The following is a 20,268-nucleotide window of genomic DNA, read 5'->3' as shown; positions in this document are numbered from 1 at the left end:
CCGATGGTGTGCCCCAGGTCATCATGTCAGCAGTAAATCCAGTACCGTGCGCTGGGCAACATGAGCCGAGGCCGCTGTAGTTTTCGACGCCCGAGAGGCGCAGGCATACGGGAGGACGATGAAGACGCTGGACCCACGCGGGTTCGGATTGATGTGCGCGACCGGAGCGGTCGTCGTCGGCTTGGTCGTCGCGGGATGCGCGAACCGGGTCGAGGGCACGGCGAATCCCAATACCGCTGATCTAGCGGCCTACAAGACGGAGGCGGCGGCCTCCTCGGCGGCGGCTACCTCATCCAAGCGCGCTGCGGCGCAGTCGAAGGCGATCACCGACAACTGTGCTCAGTTCCCGACCACCACCGGGGTCGGAGTCGCCAAGTACAACGAATTCGTCGACGCGCACGACGCCAACGCTCCCGACTACGCCGACAAGCGGGAGCTGGCCGCGTCAACCCTGGATGACGCCGCGAACAAGGTGGAGGCCGGCGTGAGCACCGCCAAGGACTCGCTGCCCGAAGATCTCGCCGGAAAATTTACCGACTACGTCACAGCGGCACGCGCACTGGCCGCCGAGACCCGCAAGATGACCTACACCGCACCCGTCGGGCCGCTCAACGAGGCAAGTAGGCGGGTCAACGACGCGCGCAACGCCGTCCGCGACGCCTGCCCCAAGCGCTGAAACGGTCCATGACGCGACAATGTCACGCGACATTCCGGGCCTATTTCTCCGGATCGGCTTGCGCTGGAGGCCATAACCATGTTCGCTTGCAACTACCTATTGTCGGGAGTTGAGGAGGACACCACCGTGGTCGCCGCGGCGGACGCGCAGAACTACGCTCAGAAGCTTGGCATTACACACGGCTTGGTTGTCCAGGAATTGGGCTGGGACGAGGACGTCGACGACGACTTGAGAGCCGACGTCGAAGAGTCCATCGGCAGTGAACTTGTCGACGAGGAATCCGATGAAGTAATCGACGTCGTGCTGCTGTGGTGGCGCGACGGGGACGGAGATCTGGTCGACGCACTGATGGATGCGATCGGTCCGCTCTCCGAAGAAGGCTTCGTCTGGGTACTCACGCCCAAGACCGGACAGCCGGGTCACGTCGATCCAAGCGAAATCGCTGAATCCGCACCCACCGCCGGTCTGACTCAGACCTCGGCGATCAGCCTGGGTACCTGGGCGGGCAGCCGCCTGGTCCAACCGAAGGCGCCCTCGAAGCAGCGCTGACCCTACCTTTCGCTATGGTGTCGCCGGGCGGTGATCGCGCCGCCCGGCGGAAACCCGACACGATGGAGGATTTGCGATGCCGCTCGAAGTTGGCACTGTCGCGCCGGATTTCACGCTGAAGGACCAGAACAACCAGGACGTCAGCCTGTCGGATTACCGCGGCAAGAAGAACGTGCTGATCGTCTTCTACCCGCTCGCCTTCACCGGCATCTGCCAAGGTGAGCTGTGCAAGGTGCGCGACGAACTCCCCAAGTTCCAGAACGACAATGCCGAGATCCTCGCCATCTCCGTCGGCCCGCCGCCCACCCACAAGATCTGGGCCGCCGAACAGGGCTACACCTTCCCCCTGCTCTCCGACTTCTGGCCGCACGGCGCGGTAGCCCAGGCCTACGACGTCTTCAACCAAAAATCCGGCTACCCCAACCGCGGCACCTTCGTCGTAGACCGCGAAGGTCTCATCCGTTTCTCCGAGATGAACGGCCCCGGCGAGCCCCGTGACCAGGCGGCTTGGGAGAAAGCGCTCGCCGCGCTAGATTCATGACCGGCCGGTAACGGTCAAGGGCGTATAGCTCAGCGGTAGAGCACTGGTTTTACACACCAGCGGTCCGCGGTTCGATCCCGCGTGCGCCCACTTCGCTCATGGGCGAACCCTGCTCGCGGAAGGCGCGAGCCTGGTTCGCTTCGTCATTCTTGTGGGGGTGCAACCCCCACACCCCGCCCGGCGGGCTTCGCCCCCGGACCCCCTCCCCGGTGCGCCGGTCCCCCAAACCGCGCCCCCGGTCCCGGACATCGAAGAGTTGCGATGTAGCCGAGCCGTTGACAAAACACGTAGTCCAACGTCGCCACCGCCGTTCGGCATAGCCATCCCGCAGGCGCTAGGTGGCGTCGGTGCCCTCTTGCTTGCGCAACTCCGCCAGACGCCGTTCAGCGTTCGCAGCAGCTCGACGCTGGCGCTCAAGTTCTCCTGCACAGCTGCCAGATCGGCAGCTCGTCGTTGGCTCGCAGCTTCCGAAGACTCGTTCATCTCGGCGGCGCGGCCGCTGGCCGCCTCCCTGAGCAATGCCGCGATTCGCTCAACTTGCTGCGGCGACATCCGTGGCGGCGGACAGCATTCCCCGCAGTGGTACTGGCGTGAACCTTGCATCGAGATTCGTGCCGTGTAGCAGTCCGGGTGCCGCAGTTTGAACTCCACCCACGCGGCGCCTGTCTCTGCCAGTGTGGGCCACTCCCCTAGGTTGTCAATCCAGGGGAGGCCGCAGCCATTACAGGACGTGCCTGCGCTCAACTCTTCCCAGCTGAGACACAAATCCTCTGGTATCCACCGTGCTCGCTTTTCGGCACAACGGCGTTCACGCTCGGCTCTGGCCTCAACCTCGTGTGCGGCACGCGCGCTCGCAGCGGCTTGCTTCTGTTCTTTTGACCACTTTCGACTCATGTGACTTGTTCGAGTCCAATCGCCGAGACGGATCGGCCAGCTACCTAAGATTCAGTCACGTTTGTGTAGAAACACTCTCGATGCCGACGAATCGTGGACTCCGTTTACTGGCAGTATGTTTGGATTGGTTTCGAGTTTCTCGATGCGTGTTCGGACATCGACGGGTGGAGGGGTTGCCAATGGATGGCAGTGCGGAGTTGTATGTCGAGTTGTTGAGGCGAGTCGCAGCATTGCTGCCGGATGTCGCCGCCGAGATCCGCCGTGAAGTCGCCAGGGGCGGACGAGAAGTCGAGCTGTACGACCCCTCGGAGGCCTGGGTCATGGATAGCGCTCTGTCCACGCCAGAGGAACAGTTTCCAGACACTGCCGGTGAGGAGTACCCGGACGACTTGATAGTGGCGAAGCTCCCAGAAGAGCTGCCACAGTCCGACAACGATCGCGGTCCACGCCCTGATATGGTCCGCCCGCTTTCCGGCGACCTGTCCTTGGAGACTCTCCTCGAGGCTCTAATCACGCTACTCAAGGTGGTCGATGGGTCTGAAAAGGAATTGACCAACTTTCTGCACCATCGGGAGATTCGGTCCGTAGCGTTCGGGGCGCCGACCATACGTCAAGACCGCATCGTCATGGCCGAGACGAACGACGTCCCTATGCTTAGGGCTCAGGTGCAGGAGGATCTGTCCGAGCTTCTCGCTGAGCTGAGGGAACAACGGTGATCTCAGCCCAAGAATTGAAGGACGCGGTCGAGACAGCGCTATCGCTGTCACTGTCAGGTCGGTACTCATCGATGGCCCAGCCAACCGACTTGTACGAGGCGGCGTTGTTCGCGATCATATTGCGGGCCGCCGAACAGGCTGGGGGCACGGTGCTCGTGACCAACGACGGTCGAACACCGACCGCACATGTCAGGTTTCGAACTGCGCCGGGCGTGCTTTCGTCAGGCGATGAGTACACATTCGCAGTCGTGACATTCCCAGCGACAGCTACCCGATGCGAACAGAAACTCGAAGTCCATCTGGGGATTGCGTTCCCGGGTCGTTCAGGAGTCTGCCATGAGTGCGACATCGCGATTCTCACTCATGCGGAAGCGAAGCGCGTACGGGCAGGGCAGCGGAAGTACCCATCGGCACGGGCGTTGATCGTCGCCGTCGAAGCCAAATTCCTGACTCGAGGTCCGGCCCTCGGCGACGGTCGCAACCTGCTCGGCCTCGGATCAGAACTACGTCGCGGCCGGTATCGTCTCGTCGCGTCGACAAGCGGTTCGGATGCGTTGCGCACGCTCCTGTCACACTGGGCCTGCGGGCTCTTCGAGAACCTGGTTCCGGGTTCTTCCGCTGCGCTCAAACTGGAAGACGAAGTGCGCGAGACACTTCAAGAATGGTTGAGCCGCCGACGTAAGCGTGCGACCACGACAGTGAACGTTGTCTGACTATTGCAGACGGATTCACGACAAAATCGTTCGGGTGCACGGGGACGAGACACCGAGGCGAATCGTCATGCTGTGCATGACGTAGCCGCAGCGTCACCCGATCTGCCGAGAGCAGCATGCGACCGGACATGGCGATCGAGGTTTACCGTGCAAATGCGCGGCCCGATTGCGCTGCAGCAGTCACAGTGGTTACCCGGCACGTAGGACCGGTCTGGCTGCTGACGATTCTGACAGCGACGGCCAGCCCTCACCGATCCAGCACGGCCTTAGTCCGATCTGCCGAACCCTCGCCGCCGTCAGACAGCACGCAGACGTGCGGCTTGCTGACAAGCCTCCTACAGTTTCAGCGCGTTGTTGGACTCGCTCGTGCGGGCGTGGTGCTCCAGCTAGTCGATCAGCAGTTTCGGTGACGCCCGGAGGTCTCTTGATCGGTGGGCAGGCTTGTTCCCGCGAACTGCGCGGATCGGACGGGACTTCTGACTGCGGATAGCGAAGACGAGGGCCGCACCTGGGCCAATCGAAGTCCTCTCCTGAACACCCATCGGCACCTCATCGAGGTATTCGGCGACTCCAGGCGACACCTAGCCTGGTGACGTGACGAGCCGCCCACAGCGGACGACTGTATCCCACGACCACGAGATGAGGTCAACGTCAGCGTCTTCGGCAAAAACCCTGACGGATGGGAAGCAGGCCGATAGTCTCTCGACGATCGCCGAGCACGCTGGCGGCCAGCTTCCACTTAAATCCAAACGTGTTGGGTGACGGCCAGTTTCACAATGCTCACTGGCGAGTCTGGTTGCTATTATTTGCCGATAGCGAAAGGGGTGATGTCGGCTGTGCCGAGAGGTTCGGTGCCGTACTCCATGGTTCGACCGGCAGAGCGAGCATGGTTGGATGGTGTCGCATTCTTGGCCGCCGACAACCACACCGCTGCTGGTGAGGCATTTCAGACCGCAATCAACCTCGATCCGTCGGCTGCAGATGCATGGCTCGGTCTGCACGCCGCTGGGCTTCGCAAGGGCGAGGCAATCAAGGCGATTCTTCAGTTCAAGCACTCGTTTGGCACGCTGCGCACAAAATTCTCCACGCCCCTCGAATCGCGGTTCGACATCGGCCTCTATGTGAGCGTGCGTCTGGAATCGGATCGCGATCTGTGGTACGCCTCTGTAGCCGAGCTACTGAACGAAGAGCGGCTCGATCTCGCATGGCAAGTGATGTCGAACGCCAAACTCGACAGCGACCAAACTCGCTTCCTCTTCGCCCGCTACGCATTCCTGAAGCGGGACTGGGCCCTCGTACTGAAGTCAGCACACGGGATCGACGATGCGTTCCTGCGGGACGAGTCCCAGCTGTATGTCGCGCTCGCGCTCATCCTGGAGGGAGTCCTTCACGAGGCGCTCGATGTTCTCACACCACTCCCCCACGCGCTAAACAACCATCCGCGGTTCCAGGCCGAGATCGCCTTTGCACGAGGACTGGTCTACGAAGGCCTGAACAAACCAGAGAAAGCTTTACGACAATTCCAGAGTGCTTACCGGTACAACCCGGAGTATCCGGGAGTCGCGGAACGTGCGAAGGCCAACACCGGAACCTCCACGACCAGCTCGATGAAACAGGAGCAAGAGCTGTCGCATCCACCCCCGGACGCCGACGGCAAAGACCTCGCGGATACCGTCATCAGTACGGATCGAGAGGCTTTGCTGTCCGAAGCCATGACGCAACTCGACGACATGGTGGGTCTCACACCGGTGAAGCGTCAGATCCGAACACTAGAGGCACAGCTGCGGATGAGTGCCCTCCGCAAGGCGGAAGGACTCTCAGCCGCGCCGTCGTTGCATCATTTCGTGTTCGCCGGTCCACCAGGCACCGGCAAGACAACGGTTGCCAGGATCATCGGCAAAATCTTCGCTGGCCTCGGCCTGCTCAATAGCGGACATGTCGTCGAGACCCAACGTGTCGATCTCGTCGGGCGGCACCTAGGCGAAACAGCCATCAAAACAACGAAAGTCATCGACTCCGCGCTCGACGGGGTGTTGTTTGTTGACGAAGCGTACGCGTTGGTCAACAGCGGCTACAGCAACGGCGATGCGTTCGGTACCGAGGCAGTGCAGGTCCTACTGAAGCGAGCCGAGGATGATCGCCATCGACTCGTAATCGTCCTCGCCGGATACCCGGAAGAAATGACCGAACTGCTGGCCGTGAATCCCGGCTTAGCATCGCGGTTTACTACCCGCGTAGATTTCCCCGCCTTCACCCAGCCTGAACTAATCCAGATAGCACGGTCCACCTTTGACAGCCAAGGCGACGCCCTCACCGAGCTGTCCGCCGACGCCTTGGCCTCTTGCTGCAAAGAGGTAGTCGATGCCGGGCTGGTCAACCGGCTCGGCAACGGCCGTTTCGTCCGTGAACTATGCCGCAAAGCTGCTGCACAGCGCGATCTGTGGGTCGCCAACAGCTACCGCGAGTCTGAACGGCCGTCGCTTGAAGAGATCACAACGCTGACCGCGGCCGACATCACCAGCGCATTCCAAGCACTTGTCGCGTCCGTCAGCACCAGTAACGAACCGCGAGACCGCCAGAATTGACTCCATCATTTGGTCGTCTCGGGACCCAGCACGTTCGAATGCTACTCCTGCGCCACACCCCCAATTGGTTTGGCTAGACAGTTTCAGGTCGGCTTCCTCGATCCAGTGTGCCAGCAAGCTCAGCGAGCACAGCCGCTCCAGCGCGGACTGCTCGTCCTCCTCCTCATCATTGGGTATGTGTCCTATCGGGTTGCGGATCGCCCCGGAGCAGCCCGCGCCGAGTTAATCCGCGGCGGATCGATTCAGCGGTCTGGTCGTTGCTGATGCTGGAATAGCTTGCCGGGCTCGGTAGCTTTCTCCGGGGCGACGCACCGCTAGCGCGCCCTCAACCTCGATCTGGCACGCACAGCCTTGAGTTCTCGCAGTTCAGCACGGTTTGAGTAGCGTCCCGCTAGGTCCGCAGATGCCATTAGATCTCTGGAGATGCCGTCAGGTATCCACGGCGGTCTTTGTCCACTCTCGTCACGTTGGGCAACTCCGGCGCTGAGCGCCTGGCAAGAGTCGACGGGCGATGTAGCCGGGCCGTTGACGAACAAGTGGTCTTAACGTCGCCACTGACGCTCGCCACAGCTATCCCGTTGGCGCTGGGTGGCGTCGGGCTGCAATTCCGGTAGCACGGCGACCAGTACGGGCACATCGCCCCGGGACCGGCGCATACGTCGTCCGTAACCGCGCCACCCCGACGCCTGATCGGATCGCTACCGATATTCCCACGTCCGGTACGGAGCCACGACATACACCTCGGTCGGGTCCATACTCAGCTCTCAGCGCGGCTTCCGTTGCACCCGCTCCGCCTATGCCGCTGGGCCACATTCGACGGACACGCGGACGTCGTGCTCGAGCTCGGGCACGACAGCCACCCCGCCCGTGGCCTCGATCGCGTCGCGATACGCCGATACGCCGAGCAATCCGCACAAGGAATCCCGCGCGGTCAACTCGGCGGCCACCGCCAGCGTCGGCGCCAACGCCCGCAGAAAGTCTTTTTGTTCGATGTCGTACCAGCGATCGATCGCACGAAGCGCCTCCCGTACTTCGAGCACAGTGTTGCCGGTCTGCTCGAACGCGGCATGCCCAACGATGTTCACAGCGCCCCTCCGCACATCGTTCCAGCCGTAGCCAAGCGTCAGCACGACTGCTTGCAGCATAATTTACAACCACCTGCGCGACCACGACAGGTCGGGCTAAGATCCGCACTACAACGCAACATCAACTTGGGGGGTGATGACGGCGGGAAACGGACAATTCGATCAGTCGAAACCTGATGGTTTCCAACATTATTTAGGTGGTCTAGCTCGCTACCCGGCAGCTTCACCAATACGTCGCCGCACGGTGCGTCTGCCCACCGCATTGACACTCATTCTCGGCATTCCGTGGTTCGCCCTCAGCATCATAGTGGTGAGTACGCTCGCGGCACTCGTGTCCTCGAACAACACGATCGCCTTGGCGACGACGGGGTTATTTGTGATGTCTGGGGCTGCGGTGTTCTTCGGCCGCACGGAGTACTTCATCGCGCGCGTGATGTTCCGCTACCGGCAGCCGACGATGGCGGAGCAGCACCGTCTCGACCAAGTGTGGGGTGCTGTCACCCAACGTGCCGGAGTGCGATCAAACGACTATAGACTCTGGGTTCAGGATACCGACGAGTTGAATGCCTTCGCCGCAGCCGGGCACATCGTCGCCGTCACACGGGCGGCACTCAGCCTTCCGCCACCTCGGCTCGCCGCCGTGCTGGCGCACGAGCTGGGGCACCATCTCGCCGGTCACTCCTGGGCCGCGCTCTTGACGTATTGGTATTCCCTGCCTGGCCGATTGGTCGCGCGGGTGCTGTACCGGGTGACTCACTTCGTGTTCGCGATCTTCGCCGGCTTCACTGTGGGTGCGGCGGGCGGAGCGGTGGCCGGGAGAGCAGGCGGTGCGGCGGCGGGTTGTGTCATCGCCCCGCTCGTTCGCTTGTTCCCCTTCCTCTTGCTGGCTCTGACCACCTGGTTCTTCTATTCCATCCACCCGGCTCTGGTGCTGCTATGGGCGACACCGTTCGTGGTCGCCGGAATCAATCGGCATCAGGAGAAATCGGCCGACAGGACGGCCGCCGACCTCGGGTACGGCCTGCCTCTCCTCGAGATCCTCTACGGGTGGCTGCATGCTGGGCACGATGATGCCCGACAGCGAGAAGGATTGCGAGCGAATCTGTTTGCCAGCCACCCGTCGTGTGCCGCTCGGATCCAGGCATTGGAAAAACACCTGTACGGGCCCAATCGAACGGGTGGCGGCGGTAGGTGAGATGGGCCGTGGTTAGACAGAGGGGACACGGTTGTCGAAATCCGTTCCCCCGTTAACGTCAAGATCGAGCAGGTAAGTGGTAGATGGGGTGGTGGGTCCGATGGCACATAATTCTTACTACGATCCCTACGGCGGTTACGGATCTGACCGTGAGCGGAAAGCATGGGAGCGCCAGCAGGCACAAGCTGCGGCAGCCGCGCGAGATCGCCAGGCGATCGAGCTCACCTCCGAGGTCGAATGGCAAGTAGCGGAGCTGGAGAACCTACTGAGGTCGTCACTGGGCAAGGATCCTCGGATCGAAGTCGAGACGCTCCGGGACCGTGTGGCGGTACCGCCACCTCAGCTTGGTAATGATGCGGTACCGATTCCGCCTCCTGAATGGTCGACGCCTGCCGAGCCCGTGGGCATGGCCCGCCTGTTCGGTGGCAAGAAGCGCTATGAGGAGGACCTTCGTGCCCGGGAAAAGGAATACGTACAGGCCCTCGAAGATCACCGACACCAGGAGGCCTTGCGGCAACAGCGCGTTGAGCAGAGATACCGCGAGTATCACTTCGCCGTCGAGCAGGCTGAGCGAGAAGCCACCGAGAAGAACGCGTGGGTCGACAGGATGGCCGCCGGGCTGCAGACCGGAGACCGGCACGCCGTTAGCGATTACATGACGCTTGTGCTGAGGGAGTCGCGATATCCGCACGAATTTCCGGTTGCGCGGCGGGCTGGGTACTCACCTGAGTCGTCCCTACTCATTGTGGAGTGGTTCCTCCCGCCGATCGAAGTGGTTCCCGAGCACAAGACATTCCGGCATATCAAGACCCGCAGTGCCATTGAGCCGACGGCCCGGCCGGTGAAGGAGATTCGGAAGATCTACCAGCGCGTCATCGCGCAGATCGCGCTCCGTACCGTCCGGGAGGTGTTCACAGCGTCATCGGAGGAACTGATCAGCACCGTAGTGTTCAACGGCATGGTCCGTGCCGTTGCCCCCGAGACCGGGCAGCAGATTGAACCTACCCTGATCACGATGCGTGCTACGCGCGAGCAGTTCGCCCGCCTCGTGCTCGATGAACCCAAGTTCGATCCCGTGGCATGCGTGCGGAAACACTTCTTCGCCGATGTGTCACCGCATCCAGATGAGCTCATCCCGGTCGAGCCGGTTATGCGGTTCGAGATGGCCGACCCTCGGATCATCGACGCGGTCGATGTCATCTCCGACCTCGACAAGCGCCCCAACCTCCTTGAGCTCAAACCGAGCGAGTTCGAAGCGTTCGTGCACAACCTGTTCGCTCGAATGGGGTTCGATACCAAGCTGTTTCAAGCGACCGGCGACCGCGGCGTCGATTGTGTCGCGTACGATCCACACCCGATCACGGGTGGAAAGTTCATTGTCCAAGCCAAGCTTTACACCGGCACTGTGAAGCCAACACACGTGCGTGACCTGTGGGGCACTGTGCAGCACGAAGGCGCGACCAAGGGCATCATGATCACCACTTCGGGCTACGGGCCGGAGAGCTACAAGTTCGCCAATGGCAAGCCGCTGAACCTGATCGACGCCAGTGGCTTGCTTTCGCTGTGTCAGCAGTACGACATCCCCGCCCGGATCATCAACCGCAGCAAGAAGAGTCCACAGGCGCAAGACGAGCCGCAGTAGCCAGCACGCTGCTACGGGTCGCGGCGCGCGACCTTCGATACGTCGATATCGAGCACGAGCAGTCCGTCGTCCAAGCCGACCGCAATATGCCCGTTCGGCAGCACCAAAATCGCGCTGACCGCCACATCGAGCGGCAGCATGTGTAGCTGAGCGCCGCTCTGTGGATCCCACAGCCGGACCGTGCCGTCACGGCCCGCGCTCAACAGTATGGTGCGGTGCTTGGTGACCGGGAATGCCGCAACGGCGGTCACCGCGCCGGAATGGCCCGACAGCCGCGCTATGGGTTGCCTCGCATCAGAGTTCGCCAGATCGAAAAGGTGAATTGTCCCGTCCTGGTGCGCGCTGGCAAGCATCGGAACGTGGCCGGCATCGACAATGACAGCCAGCGCCCGCACCGCGACAGCGCCGCCCGAGAATGCTTTGATCGGCTGCCCGGCAGCAAGATCCATTGGGTCGAATACCCGGATGGCTCCCTCGTCGTCCGCGCATGCCAGCAACGCACCCCGGGAAGAGTCGGGTATCGAGCTCAGCGCCGTGATCGGGTGGCTGCTCGGCAATTTCGCGATCGGAAGCCGTTGCTCAACAGGGTCCCACAAAACAACGACCCCGCCGCGGTCAGCACTAGCGAGCAGTGTGATCCGATCGGACGTCCGGACAAGGGCAAACGCAGTCACCTCGTGACTATGGCTGGGCAACTTTATGATTGGGTGTTGTCCAGCTGCCGGACTCCATAAGGAAATGACCCCGTCGTTGCCGCCACTGGCAAGTACGGCTCGGCCGTCGTCGGTGGGGAGGCAAGCCAGGGCGGTAACTCTGCCTGCACGATCGGTGGGGTGTCCGAGTGAGCCGAGGAACTTCCCGTTCTCCGCATCCCAGAGATCGACCGAGTCGTCGTAACCAGCAGTAGCGACTAACGACTCTCCGTCGGCGGTCTGCACAGCGGCGAGGGCGGTGACGTTCTTGGTGGAACGGTTGACTACGCGACCGGCACCATCACTGCGGGCAAGTCGGCCAGCGCCGGTCGCTCCACTGGGTTGTCGCTGCCCTGCAATGGGGTTCCACAACCGGATCAAATGATAGTTCGCGCTCGCGAGTAGCGAACCGCCGTCTGCCAGCGGCACTGCGGCCAGCGCAGTGATGGCGTGGGTATCACCGCTTCGACTGGCGAAGCTTGAAATAGGTTGTGGCTGCGCGGGATCCCACACATCTATCGTTCCCTGCCCCACACCGGCAAGCTGTGGTCCACGACCTGGCAGATGGAGGCTTGCCAATGCCGTGATCAGGCCGCCGTGCGAACTCGACAACCTCCGGATCAGCCGCGGGTAGGGGTTTCCATCGGCATCAGTAGGGTCCCAGAGACTTACTCCTCCGCGTTCCGCGCAGGCCAGGGTGGGCCACGCGGCATTGGACAACAACAGCGTCGTCAAAGCGGCAACGGGGCCGATTTTCGGTGCGGAATAGGTGCGGCCGGTTTCCGGATTCCATAGCCGGAACGTGCCGTCCTTCGCGGCGCTCGCGATTACATTCCCGAAGTAGGGGTTGGGCAGGACTGTCAGAGCGGTGACGGCATCGGAATGCCCCGAGAACACGCCCAAGGTAGAGCCATTGGCAGCGTCCCGCACTTCGATCGTGTTGAGACTGGCGCAGGCAAGGAGAATTCGTCCATCCGCGTATGGGATCGCAGCCAGCACGGTTACCCTGGACCTACCAGTCATTGTCCCGATCGACTTGCCACTGACAACGTCCCAAAAACCTATCGTGGCGTCTTCACCACTACTGACGAGCACGGTACCGACGTTCGGATCGAGAAAGACGGTCAGCGCCGTGACCGCGCCGACATGCCCTCTCAACACCTTGATCGGCTGAGCGGTCACAGGATTCCATACGCGAATCACCCCTTCCCTGCCTGCGCTTGCCAGCCAGCTGTGGCCGTTGGGCGCAGGAATCGTTGCGAACGCCAGCACTGAATCGGTATGGCCGGTGAGTGCTCGGAAGTACATTCTTCGCTGCACCGCCGCCCAATGCAGATCAACTGGAGGCTTTTCACCGTTGGCGCGCGTATGCGTCGCCGAGTAGCGGCCGGTCATCCGAGCAGTCGCGAGCGCCACCGCGACCGGGTAACTTTCACGCGCTACCCTGCTCAGCCGCTCACTTGCGTTGGCTATCCCCTCCACTATCGAGGGGAGCGGAAACCTGCCGAACGCAGTACGCTGGGCGTCGGCGCCGATCTGTTCCGGGTTGAGCATCGTGATGAGTCGCTCGTTGTCGGCGAGCAGATTCCAGCCTGACTCGCCGGCATTTGCCACATGGGTCGAGAGATACTGTCGGACATAAGGGTTCACGGTGGCGTCGATGCTGGCGGCCTCGCTCAAATCCAACGCTTCATTGGTAGCAGAAATCAATCCACGCGCGATCGCAAGTTCTCGCCTGGCTTTGGCTTCGCCGCTGCCGATGAAGTGCTCCGCAAAGGTACGGTGGGAAAACCGGTACACCGTCTGGTGATGTTCGTTGTCGACTATCACGTATGGCGCGGCATCATCGAGAAAACTCTCGATGAGATCGTCGGTCACCACACCGGACCGTGGTTTCTCCAGATCTTTGATCGCCTGGGCGACGGTTCGCCACACTCCGTCGTGTATCGGGAGCCCGTGCCCGGACGAGAACGCTAGGCCCATCAGCAATGCTCGATACGAGGAGTGCTTCTCGTGCAGCCGCGCCACAGCAAGACCGAACATCCCGTTGTGGTTGTGCCTGAGTAGGTAGTCCCACGTGTGCTCCGAATGCCAGCGTGGATCGCTGACGACTTCGTGTACCGCCAGCTGCGCCATCAGGAAGTGCGGATCACGTTGTGCCACAGCGACTGCGAATCGGTCGACATCCAGTGAGACTCGGTTCCGTAGCCGATGAGCAACGAACCTCTGAATTGCCCCATGGTCGGCTTGGATCGTCACGATGTCGCGATCGGACACGCCAAGAGCATTCAGGAGGTTCCTGTCGGCGGTCGTTCTGTCGATCTGATCGTCGGTACTTTTCCGGGTCCCCACGATCAGCCGAATATTCGGCAGCTGCCCAAGTGGTCGGAGTAGATAGTTGGCGAGTTCCTCCGGGAATACCGCCTCGTCGAGCGCATCGACCACGATGGTGATCGGTGTCCCGCGGCCGCGGATCGTCTGCGTCAACCATCGGCTCGTGTCAGCAATGTCCCGGCCGGCGACGTCATCGGGAATCTCGGCCTCGACGGCTGCAGCCAGTTTCGCGATCACATCGTCAGACGGGGCGCCAGTAAGAGTAAGGCAGACATCGAACACGTTGTCCGGCAATCCCTTCGGGACCTCAGCCAGCAATCCGGCGTGATGTAGCGCCTCGCGTAATGCCGGATTGGCATGCACGATCAGGTTTCCCAGAAACGCCGATTTGCCTGAACCAGGTGCCCCGGTGACCACCAGCATGCCGCTCGAACGGTCCTGCAGCCAGGACACCACCCGCCGCGTGTCGTCTTCGCGACCCTCGAAATACCATGATTGCTCATTGAGTAGCACCTGTTCAAACGAACCCAAACCGCCGTGAGCTTTGGTGATGAAGTGCCGTTGGATATCCATCGGCAATGTTTCGATCGCCCGCGCGAGTTCCTCGCGCGCATCGACGGATATGTTCGCGGGCAACCTGATTCGTCGCACGAACGCGACCACATCGTCGGGGATCGGGCCGCCCTGTTTGACCGTGACATCCCGGCTGTGTAGTGCTTTCGCGAAGCGGTCCAGGAGCACGTCCTCGGTGGCAAAGGTCTTATGTAGAATGTTGTGCAGCAGGGCTTGCAGATGTCCCAGCTTCACCGCACCGTGACTGGAAGTCGGGCTGATCAGCAGATAGCTCCCCTGATATCGCCGGAGATTCAACGCGTTCTGCAACAGGCTGACGAATTGCATGGACCGGCATGCCTCGATCATTACGATTACCCACGGGCGTGGACTGGATACGAAGCGGCCTGCGATCGCGTCCGCGATCCGCTCCGGCCTGATCCCTTCGGTATCCGCATATTGCGGGCTCGTCCGGCTGTGGATGAGTGTCGGGTGCTCATCGTCGGATGACCCGTGCCCGACCCAGTACAGGATCGAACGGGTGGCTGAATCCCTGTCCGCCCATTGCCGAAGTCTGGAATCAACATCGTCGTGGTTTCGATAATGGTCACCCTTGCGATCCGGGCATGCCGAACACTCCTGGATTTGCTCAGCTGGAGCGTGCCGACAACACGACGGTGCGGTACGGGGCCATTCGACGAGGTGACATTCGAAATCGCTGAACGTCTCGGTGATCGCGGCCAGATTCGCCTCGATACCGTCGATCCTGGGGTACCGATCAGCGTCGAACTCACCGATCGCAATAGGGAACAGCTCCACACTGTTGGTCACCGACCACCGCCATCAGCAACCAGAATCAGCTGCTTCACCGCTGACGTCCCAGACCCCGCGAGGGCGACGCGATACAGCCCAGGTCTATGAATCAGTGCCGGCGCCACGACCCGGCCATCCCGACGTTCGGCGCTCAGCATGATCGAGTCGCGTCCCATTCTCGGATCATCGACTTCCTCCTCGACGCGGATCTTGAAGCCAGTAACCCCCTCGACTCCGCTGATGCCGATCTCGAACCCGACGCCAGCGCAAATGTCGTCTGGAAGCTCCAGCCCAAGATCGCCGCCTGCCAGCCGAGTACTGCGTCGATGGTTGAACAAGCAGTCCCGAACGTCTTCGAACGCCTCCGCTACCTGCGCCAGCGCACCGTGCTGCTGCGGCAAAGTTTGGTAGTTCTCCACGTACGCGGACATCCTCGGCACCGTGCCGTCACCGAGCCCGAGCTCTCGCCGAAGCACGCCCTCGGGTCGGCGGACCGGAGCGCCGTCGTCATCGAATCGGAACGTGTACCCGTGACCCTCGACCCGGTCTCGGTGGTCGACCGTTATCGTGCATATCGTGGGCTGGGCGATACCGATCACCCCTCGATGGTTGGGAATCTGCACTTGCCCGAGCCGAGCTTGATCAGCGAACGCCGCTTCCGCGATAGCCCGATCTCCCCCTATGCGTACGACGTCGTCTACCGTCAGCTGCCGGACCTCGTTGCCCTCTTCCAGACAAGGATAACTAGGAAGCAGGTCGTAGATCCCGGGGAGGGTCCTGGCCAGTTCCCGCATTCGCAGCGCCGGAAGGGGGCTCCCTTCGCCGGATCCGAGCATCACGGCCGCTTTGGCAGCTCCCTCGAACGGCGTGCCCAACGTGGTGGTTACGCCGACGTCGTCCATTGCCCCAGAGATCGAAGAGAGCGCACGGCACAGCAGGCCGCCCATCGAGTGCGCCACCAGATGCACCTTCGCATCTGGCCGCTCCGAGAAGCGCCGCCACCAGGTCAGATGCTGGTCGATCGCTTGCGCGAGCAATTCGGCGTTGTGCCGCACTGGGAGTCGCCAGTCGTAGCCGAACTCCGAAACGGCACCAGGGTGCCGAACGATCTTCCGCAGATCCTCGACAAGCTCCGAATACGGCTCGAAACCGTTGAACAGTGGCGCATAGGCAGGTTTGCGGAGCAGACGTCCAGGCTTGATCGCAGAATCGTCAGGATCGTATTTCAACCGCTCGAACGCCGCCGCCGATCCCCACCACAGGGTGCCGAGCAGCCCCGGTCGCAACCCCCACAACAGTCGAGGTCTTTCTCCTGACGTGTCCACGAGCTCGGTGCCCATGATCCCCGGAATCACGACGACCGCGTCAGCTATCAAGGGCCGGTGAACTATGCCCGACGCAATGAGGGACGGCGCCGTATCCGGGTCGTCAACCGCCCCCGGCAGCTCGGCATCCGGAAAGAACTCGAGACGCGGATCATGCTGCATACCAACATCATTACCGGTGTCGCGCACTTCGTCAGCCATTCAGAACATCAACGCCGCCGACGCGCAGGTACGCCTGGCTGGCGAATGCTCGATGGACGGCACTGCGGTGAATGAGTTTGCTCACTACCTCGTGCGGGGTGAGCCAGCCGTCGATCGTCACCAGGCAGGATGGCGGTGCCCCATGGTCGACGGTTCTAGCGCGCATCCCAATCCAGATGCCAAGCCCTAGTTTCGAGGCAGTCGGGAACGACTACTGACTCCAGGGCGACCGCCTCGACCTGCATGCGGGCCTCGGATAAGCCGCATCCCGGTCCCGCCGCAAGGAATGCTGATGTCGGCTGTCGGGTGGGCGGCGTATGTTTCCAGAGCAGCAGGTATAGGAGACGATCATGGCCACGCTTGCGTACAGCATATCCGCCGAACCTCGCCCCAGAGGACAACAGAACAGACCACAGCACGGACGCCTACGCGAAAATCTAAGTCCAGCGTGCCGGAACCGGTTGTGACACATGGGTACTCCATGTGACAACTTCAAACTGTCGCCACAGTTATCTGCGAGTTGGCGCCAGCGGACTAGACGCGTGTCTATCGAGAAGACGGTGCGGATGCGCTGCCAGCATCTTGCTTGGCATTGATTCTCGATCACGATTGCTATCCAGTTGCTGAACGCTTGAATTCGTCCGGGTTTTCGGCGTGCCGACACGCCGCTACAGCCTGATTCTCCCGACTGTGGTCGGATCGAGGTCGACCTGCTGGCCGCATCGGCGTGCGACGTTTGTTGAGGGCACGGTTGATGGTGTTAGCAGGGAAGCCGGTGAGATTGCTGCACGCGACCAGAGAGTGGCTTCGAGGTAGCTGTTCGACGCAGTCGATGTCGGCTTCGGGCAAGGACTGATAGCGCCGCGCGACGCCGCGTTTGGTCAGTAGGGCGAGGACCGCGCTCTGGACACGCGATGACGTTTGGCGAGTTCCGCTGCGGAACGCCCGCCACGATACGCTTTGATCTACTTCTCGACCGCAGACTGCGATGACGACGTTCGACCGCTGATGCCTTCAATGTTTCGGCTCTGCTCGCGGTGACCGTTTCGGACGCTTCTGCATTGCCTGCGTGCCATCCGCCCCGGTCTTGGCACGACCCGTCTCGAATTCTCGCAGGTCAGCACGGTTTGAATAACGTCCCGCTAGGTCCACTTCGCTCATGGACGAACCCTGCTCGCGGAAGGCGCGAGCCTGGTTCGCTTCGTCATTTCTTATGGGGGGGTGCAACCCCCACGCCCCGCCCGGCTGGCTTCGCCCCCGGGACCCCTCCCGCGGTGCACCGGTCCCCTAAGCCGCGCCCCCGGTCCTGGACGTCGAAGAGTTGCGACGTCGCCGAAACCGGTGGCCACACGCAGCTACTGACGCTCGACACAGCTATCCCCGCCGAGCAGCACATTCAAACCTGTAGGCGATCTCGGCGGCCTACCGAACCTTTCTGTCCGGTATTACCCGGCGACTTGGTCATTGTCTTCGGGACCACACGTTCAGCGCACCGCCGAACGATCCTGAGTCGGGTATGCGGCAGGCGTAGATGTGGGCATGCAGCGTCGCGGAGACTCCAGCTGGGACACATGTGTTACTGCAAGCTCTCGATGACGCGCATCTCAGAGCTGTAGGTCTACACGTAGGCGCCGAACGATGACCCGAATCATTCCATTAGGCAATAACTCTGGGATGAGCTAGGTATCCTCAGAAGGACGGGCTGGGGTGGCCAGATGGGTTCGTCAGGGTGACAAAAGGGGGCCGCGTCATGCGCGAATGGTCCTATTGGACAGGCAACAAGCTACACATACTCGGCGACTACACGCCGGCATTCAACACGGCGTCGCAACGTAGCTCGGAACGTCTCTACCTCGATCTTATGGCGGGGCGTCCAGAAAATGTCGAACGACTCACCGGTGCGGTGATTGATGGCTCGCCGCGGCGCGTGCTGGCTGCTACTCCGGGATTCACGCGGCATGTCTTCTTCGAGTTGCCGTCCAACGCAGCGAGACTCGAAGCGGCGCTGCAGAAGGAATTTCCTCACAAGAACTTCCGTGTGGTGGCGGGCGACTGTAATCGCGCCATCGACGGAGCATTGGCCGATCTAGAGCCCTTCAATTGGGCTCCGACGTTTGTGTTCATCGACCAACAGGCCGCAGAGGTCGAGTGGCAGACGATAGAGAAGATCGCACAGTTCAAAGATCACCCGAAGGTGAAAACGAAACCCGAGCTGTGGTTGCTGGTTTCGCCGGCGTTCGTAGCTCGCGGCGTCGGTGGCAGAAGGTCGAAGTCCGCTGCGTTCCGAGATAAGGTCACTCGGTTCTACGGCACTCGCAACTGGTTGAACATCCAGGACGCCCGCGAAGCGCGCGAGATCACGGGAGCCGAGTATCGGGAGGAGATGGTCAACCTCATCAGGTACCGGCTGATGAACCATCTCGGATACCGACATACCGAGCGGATTCCGATGCGGATGACCAACGGCACCACTATCTACGACATGGTCTTCGCATCTGATCACGACGTCGGTGCAAAGATCATGCGGAGCTTGTACCGCAAGGCCGCCGAACGCGAGCCCAGGATGATCGAGGAGGCTCGTCGGCTGGCCACCATGCAACGGGAAGAGCAGCTGGGGAAATTCTCCCTGTTCGATCTACCTGAGACCGAGCCGCTGCCCGTCGTGGATCGTGACGGAAGGCCCGCGGTGCTTTGGCAGCAGACGGCGTGCTGGCCACCTGGGAGCAGAAAGTGGTGGACCAATCGCGATATCGTGTCATCGCCCGATCTCGACCAGTAGCGGCAATCATAGGGTTGGAAGCGGCATGTCGTCCCAAACTCGTCCGTCAAGCTCGCGACCCATCGTTTTCGGTGTTCGCCCGCCCCATTGCTTGAAGAAGAATGGAATCCCTGACCGCTGACATACGTCTCGGATTCCGCGCACCCATTCAGGATTCATCGGTCGGTGGCCAGCGCCCGACTCGCCCCCCGCGATCACCCACCCGATCCCATCGAGCCGCAACTCGTCGAGCGGGCCGAGTAGCGGCTCGCACGACAAGAACCGCACTGCGGCAGGCACTTCTCGCAGATGATCCACACGGTCGAGATAGCTGGCTTTCTCGACCGAGACGCCGACCCACGCGTTGGCGGGCCATTCCAGTTGATCTGCAATGCGTTTCAGCCTCAGCGACCTCTTGGTCAGCACCTGATAGGTGTGCTGCGGCGTCTGTGACATCACATCGAACACGTCGCGGATGAACCCGATCGGCACTTTGGCGTGGAAGAGGTCGGACATGCTGTTGACGAACACCACTCGCGGCTGCCGCCATCGCAACGGAACATCAAGAGCCGACGGATGAATCGCCACACCAAAACCTGGTCCTGACGTGCGAGGGTCACCATCGTTTTGGTACTTCTCCGCGCCCATTGCCTTCAGGCGTTTCGCCAGTGTCATCGCGTAGCAGTGATCACACCCGACCGATACTCGGTCGCAACCGGTCACAGGGTTCCAGGTAGCTTCGGTCCACTCGATGCTGGACTTGTCTGCCATGACACCTCACTCTCGGGTTGTTCTCGACAGTACTTCCCTCATTACGACGCGAAGTAGTGGACTTGTCACGCCTCCCGAAACGAGCGGCAAGTGCTCCGGGGAGCGGCGATTTCCCAACAAAACGCCGATACGCCAGGTCTTCCGAAAGCGTGTTCGATAGTTCACAGTAGTCCATCATTGGCTATATCCGCAGGTGGGCAAGGGATTTCGGGCTTTGTTCGACGGC

The 20,268-nt window shown here is 61.5% G+C and carries 14 protein-coding genes and 1 tRNA gene; 10 read left to right on the top strand and 5 right to left on the bottom strand.

The window, feature by feature from the left end:
• Window positions 1–118 precede the first annotated feature (118 nt).
• From ACFK0J_RS11090 to ACFK0J_RS11060, 7 genes are all read left to right on the top strand, one after another.
• Window positions 119–676, top strand: a complete 558-nt coding sequence (locus ACFK0J_RS11090; RefSeq protein ID WP_378739072.1) for a hypothetical protein — start codon at window positions 119–121, stop codon at window positions 674–676.
• A 126-nt stretch (window positions 677–802) separates the two neighbouring features.
• Window positions 803–1,225, top strand: coding sequence for a DUF3052 domain-containing protein (locus ACFK0J_RS11085; protein ID WP_378739071.1), 423 nt, complete (start codon window positions 803–805; stop codon window positions 1,223–1,225).
• A gap of 76 nt (window positions 1,226–1,301) precedes the next feature.
• Complete coding sequence (locus ACFK0J_RS11080) at window positions 1,302–1,766, top strand: peroxiredoxin (protein ID WP_218475613.1); 465 nt, start codon at window positions 1,302–1,304, stop codon at window positions 1,764–1,766.
• An 18-nt stretch (window positions 1,767–1,784) separates the two neighbouring features.
• Window positions 1,785–1,856, top strand: a tRNA-Val gene (locus tag ACFK0J_RS11075).
• A 983-nt stretch (window positions 1,857–2,839) separates the two neighbouring features.
• Window positions 2,840–3,376 (top strand): hypothetical protein, encoded by a 537-nt coding sequence (locus ACFK0J_RS11070; protein WP_378739070.1) that lies wholly within the window; start codon window positions 2,840–2,842, stop codon window positions 3,374–3,376.
• A gap of 71 nt (window positions 3,377–3,447) precedes the next feature.
• Window positions 3,448–4,089, top strand: coding sequence for a hypothetical protein (locus ACFK0J_RS11065; protein ID WP_378739069.1), 642 nt, complete (start codon window positions 3,448–3,450; stop codon window positions 4,087–4,089).
• Between the two features lie 908 nt (window positions 4,090–4,997).
• Window positions 4,998–6,674, top strand: a complete 1,677-nt coding sequence (locus ACFK0J_RS11060) for an AAA family ATPase (RefSeq protein ID WP_378739067.1) — start codon at window positions 4,998–5,000, stop codon at window positions 6,672–6,674.
• Window positions 6,675–7,468: 794 nt separating this feature from the next.
• Here the strand turns inward: ACFK0J_RS11060 and ACFK0J_RS11055 are convergent.
• A complete protein-coding gene (locus ACFK0J_RS11055) occupies window positions 7,469–7,759 on the bottom strand; it encodes a hypothetical protein (protein ID WP_378739065.1) in 291 nt (96 codons plus the stop codon).
• Window positions 7,760–7,895: 136 nt separating this feature from the next.
• Between ACFK0J_RS11055 and ACFK0J_RS11050 the strand changes: the two genes are divergently transcribed.
• On the top strand, window positions 7,896–8,954 hold the full coding sequence (locus ACFK0J_RS11050; RefSeq protein WP_378742755.1) for a M48 family metalloprotease: 1,059 nt from the start codon (window positions 7,896–7,898) through the stop codon (window positions 8,952–8,954).
• Between the two features lie 100 nt (window positions 8,955–9,054).
• A complete protein-coding gene (locus ACFK0J_RS11045) occupies window positions 9,055–10,596 on the top strand; it encodes a restriction endonuclease (protein WP_378739063.1) in 1,542 nt (513 codons plus the stop codon).
• A gap of 11 nt (window positions 10,597–10,607) precedes the next feature.
• Here ACFK0J_RS11045 and ACFK0J_RS11040 read toward each other — a convergent pair whose 3' ends face one another.
• From ACFK0J_RS11040 to ACFK0J_RS11030, 3 genes are read right to left on the bottom strand one after another with little or no spacing between them, the layout of a single operon-like run.
• Window positions 10,608–15,005 carry a WD40 repeat domain-containing protein gene (locus ACFK0J_RS11040; protein WP_378739061.1) on the bottom strand — a complete coding sequence of 1,466 codons (4,398 nt, stop codon included), beginning with the start codon at window positions 15,003–15,005 and terminating at the stop codon, window positions 10,608–10,610.
• Window positions 15,002–16,513 (bottom strand): hypothetical protein, encoded by a 1,512-nt coding sequence (locus tag ACFK0J_RS11035; RefSeq protein ID WP_378739059.1) that lies wholly within the window; start codon window positions 16,511–16,513, stop codon window positions 15,002–15,004. Before ACFK0J_RS11035 ends, ACFK0J_RS11040 begins: the two co-directional genes overlap by 4 nt.
• Complete coding sequence (locus tag ACFK0J_RS11030; protein WP_378739057.1) at window positions 16,506–16,634, bottom strand: hypothetical protein; 129 nt, start codon at window positions 16,632–16,634, stop codon at window positions 16,506–16,508. The genes ACFK0J_RS11035 and ACFK0J_RS11030 overlap by 8 nt, the downstream gene beginning before the upstream one ends.
• A gap of 1,629 nt (window positions 16,635–18,263) precedes the next feature.
• Here ACFK0J_RS11030 and tcmP point away from each other — a divergent pair.
• Entirely contained in the window at window positions 18,264–19,292 is a 1,029-nt protein-coding gene (gene tcmP, locus ACFK0J_RS11025; RefSeq protein ID WP_378739056.1) for a three-Cys-motif partner protein TcmP, read from the top strand.
• Between the two features lie 6 nt (window positions 19,293–19,298).
• On the opposite strand, the gene ACFK0J_RS11020 is transcribed toward tcmP, so the two are convergent.
• Window positions 19,299–20,042: a DUF5131 family protein gene (locus ACFK0J_RS11020; RefSeq protein WP_378739054.1), complete on the bottom strand. Its 744-nt coding sequence runs from the start codon at window positions 20,040–20,042 to the stop codon at window positions 19,299–19,301.
• Between the last annotated feature and the right edge of the window lie 226 nt (window positions 20,043–20,268).

This window comes from Nocardia brasiliensis, from assembly GCF_042691675.1.
Lineage (GTDB): Bacteria > Actinomycetota > Actinomycetes > Mycobacteriales > Mycobacteriaceae > Nocardia > Nocardia brasiliensis_D.
This window is presented reverse-complemented; position numbering and strand designations above follow the sequence as displayed.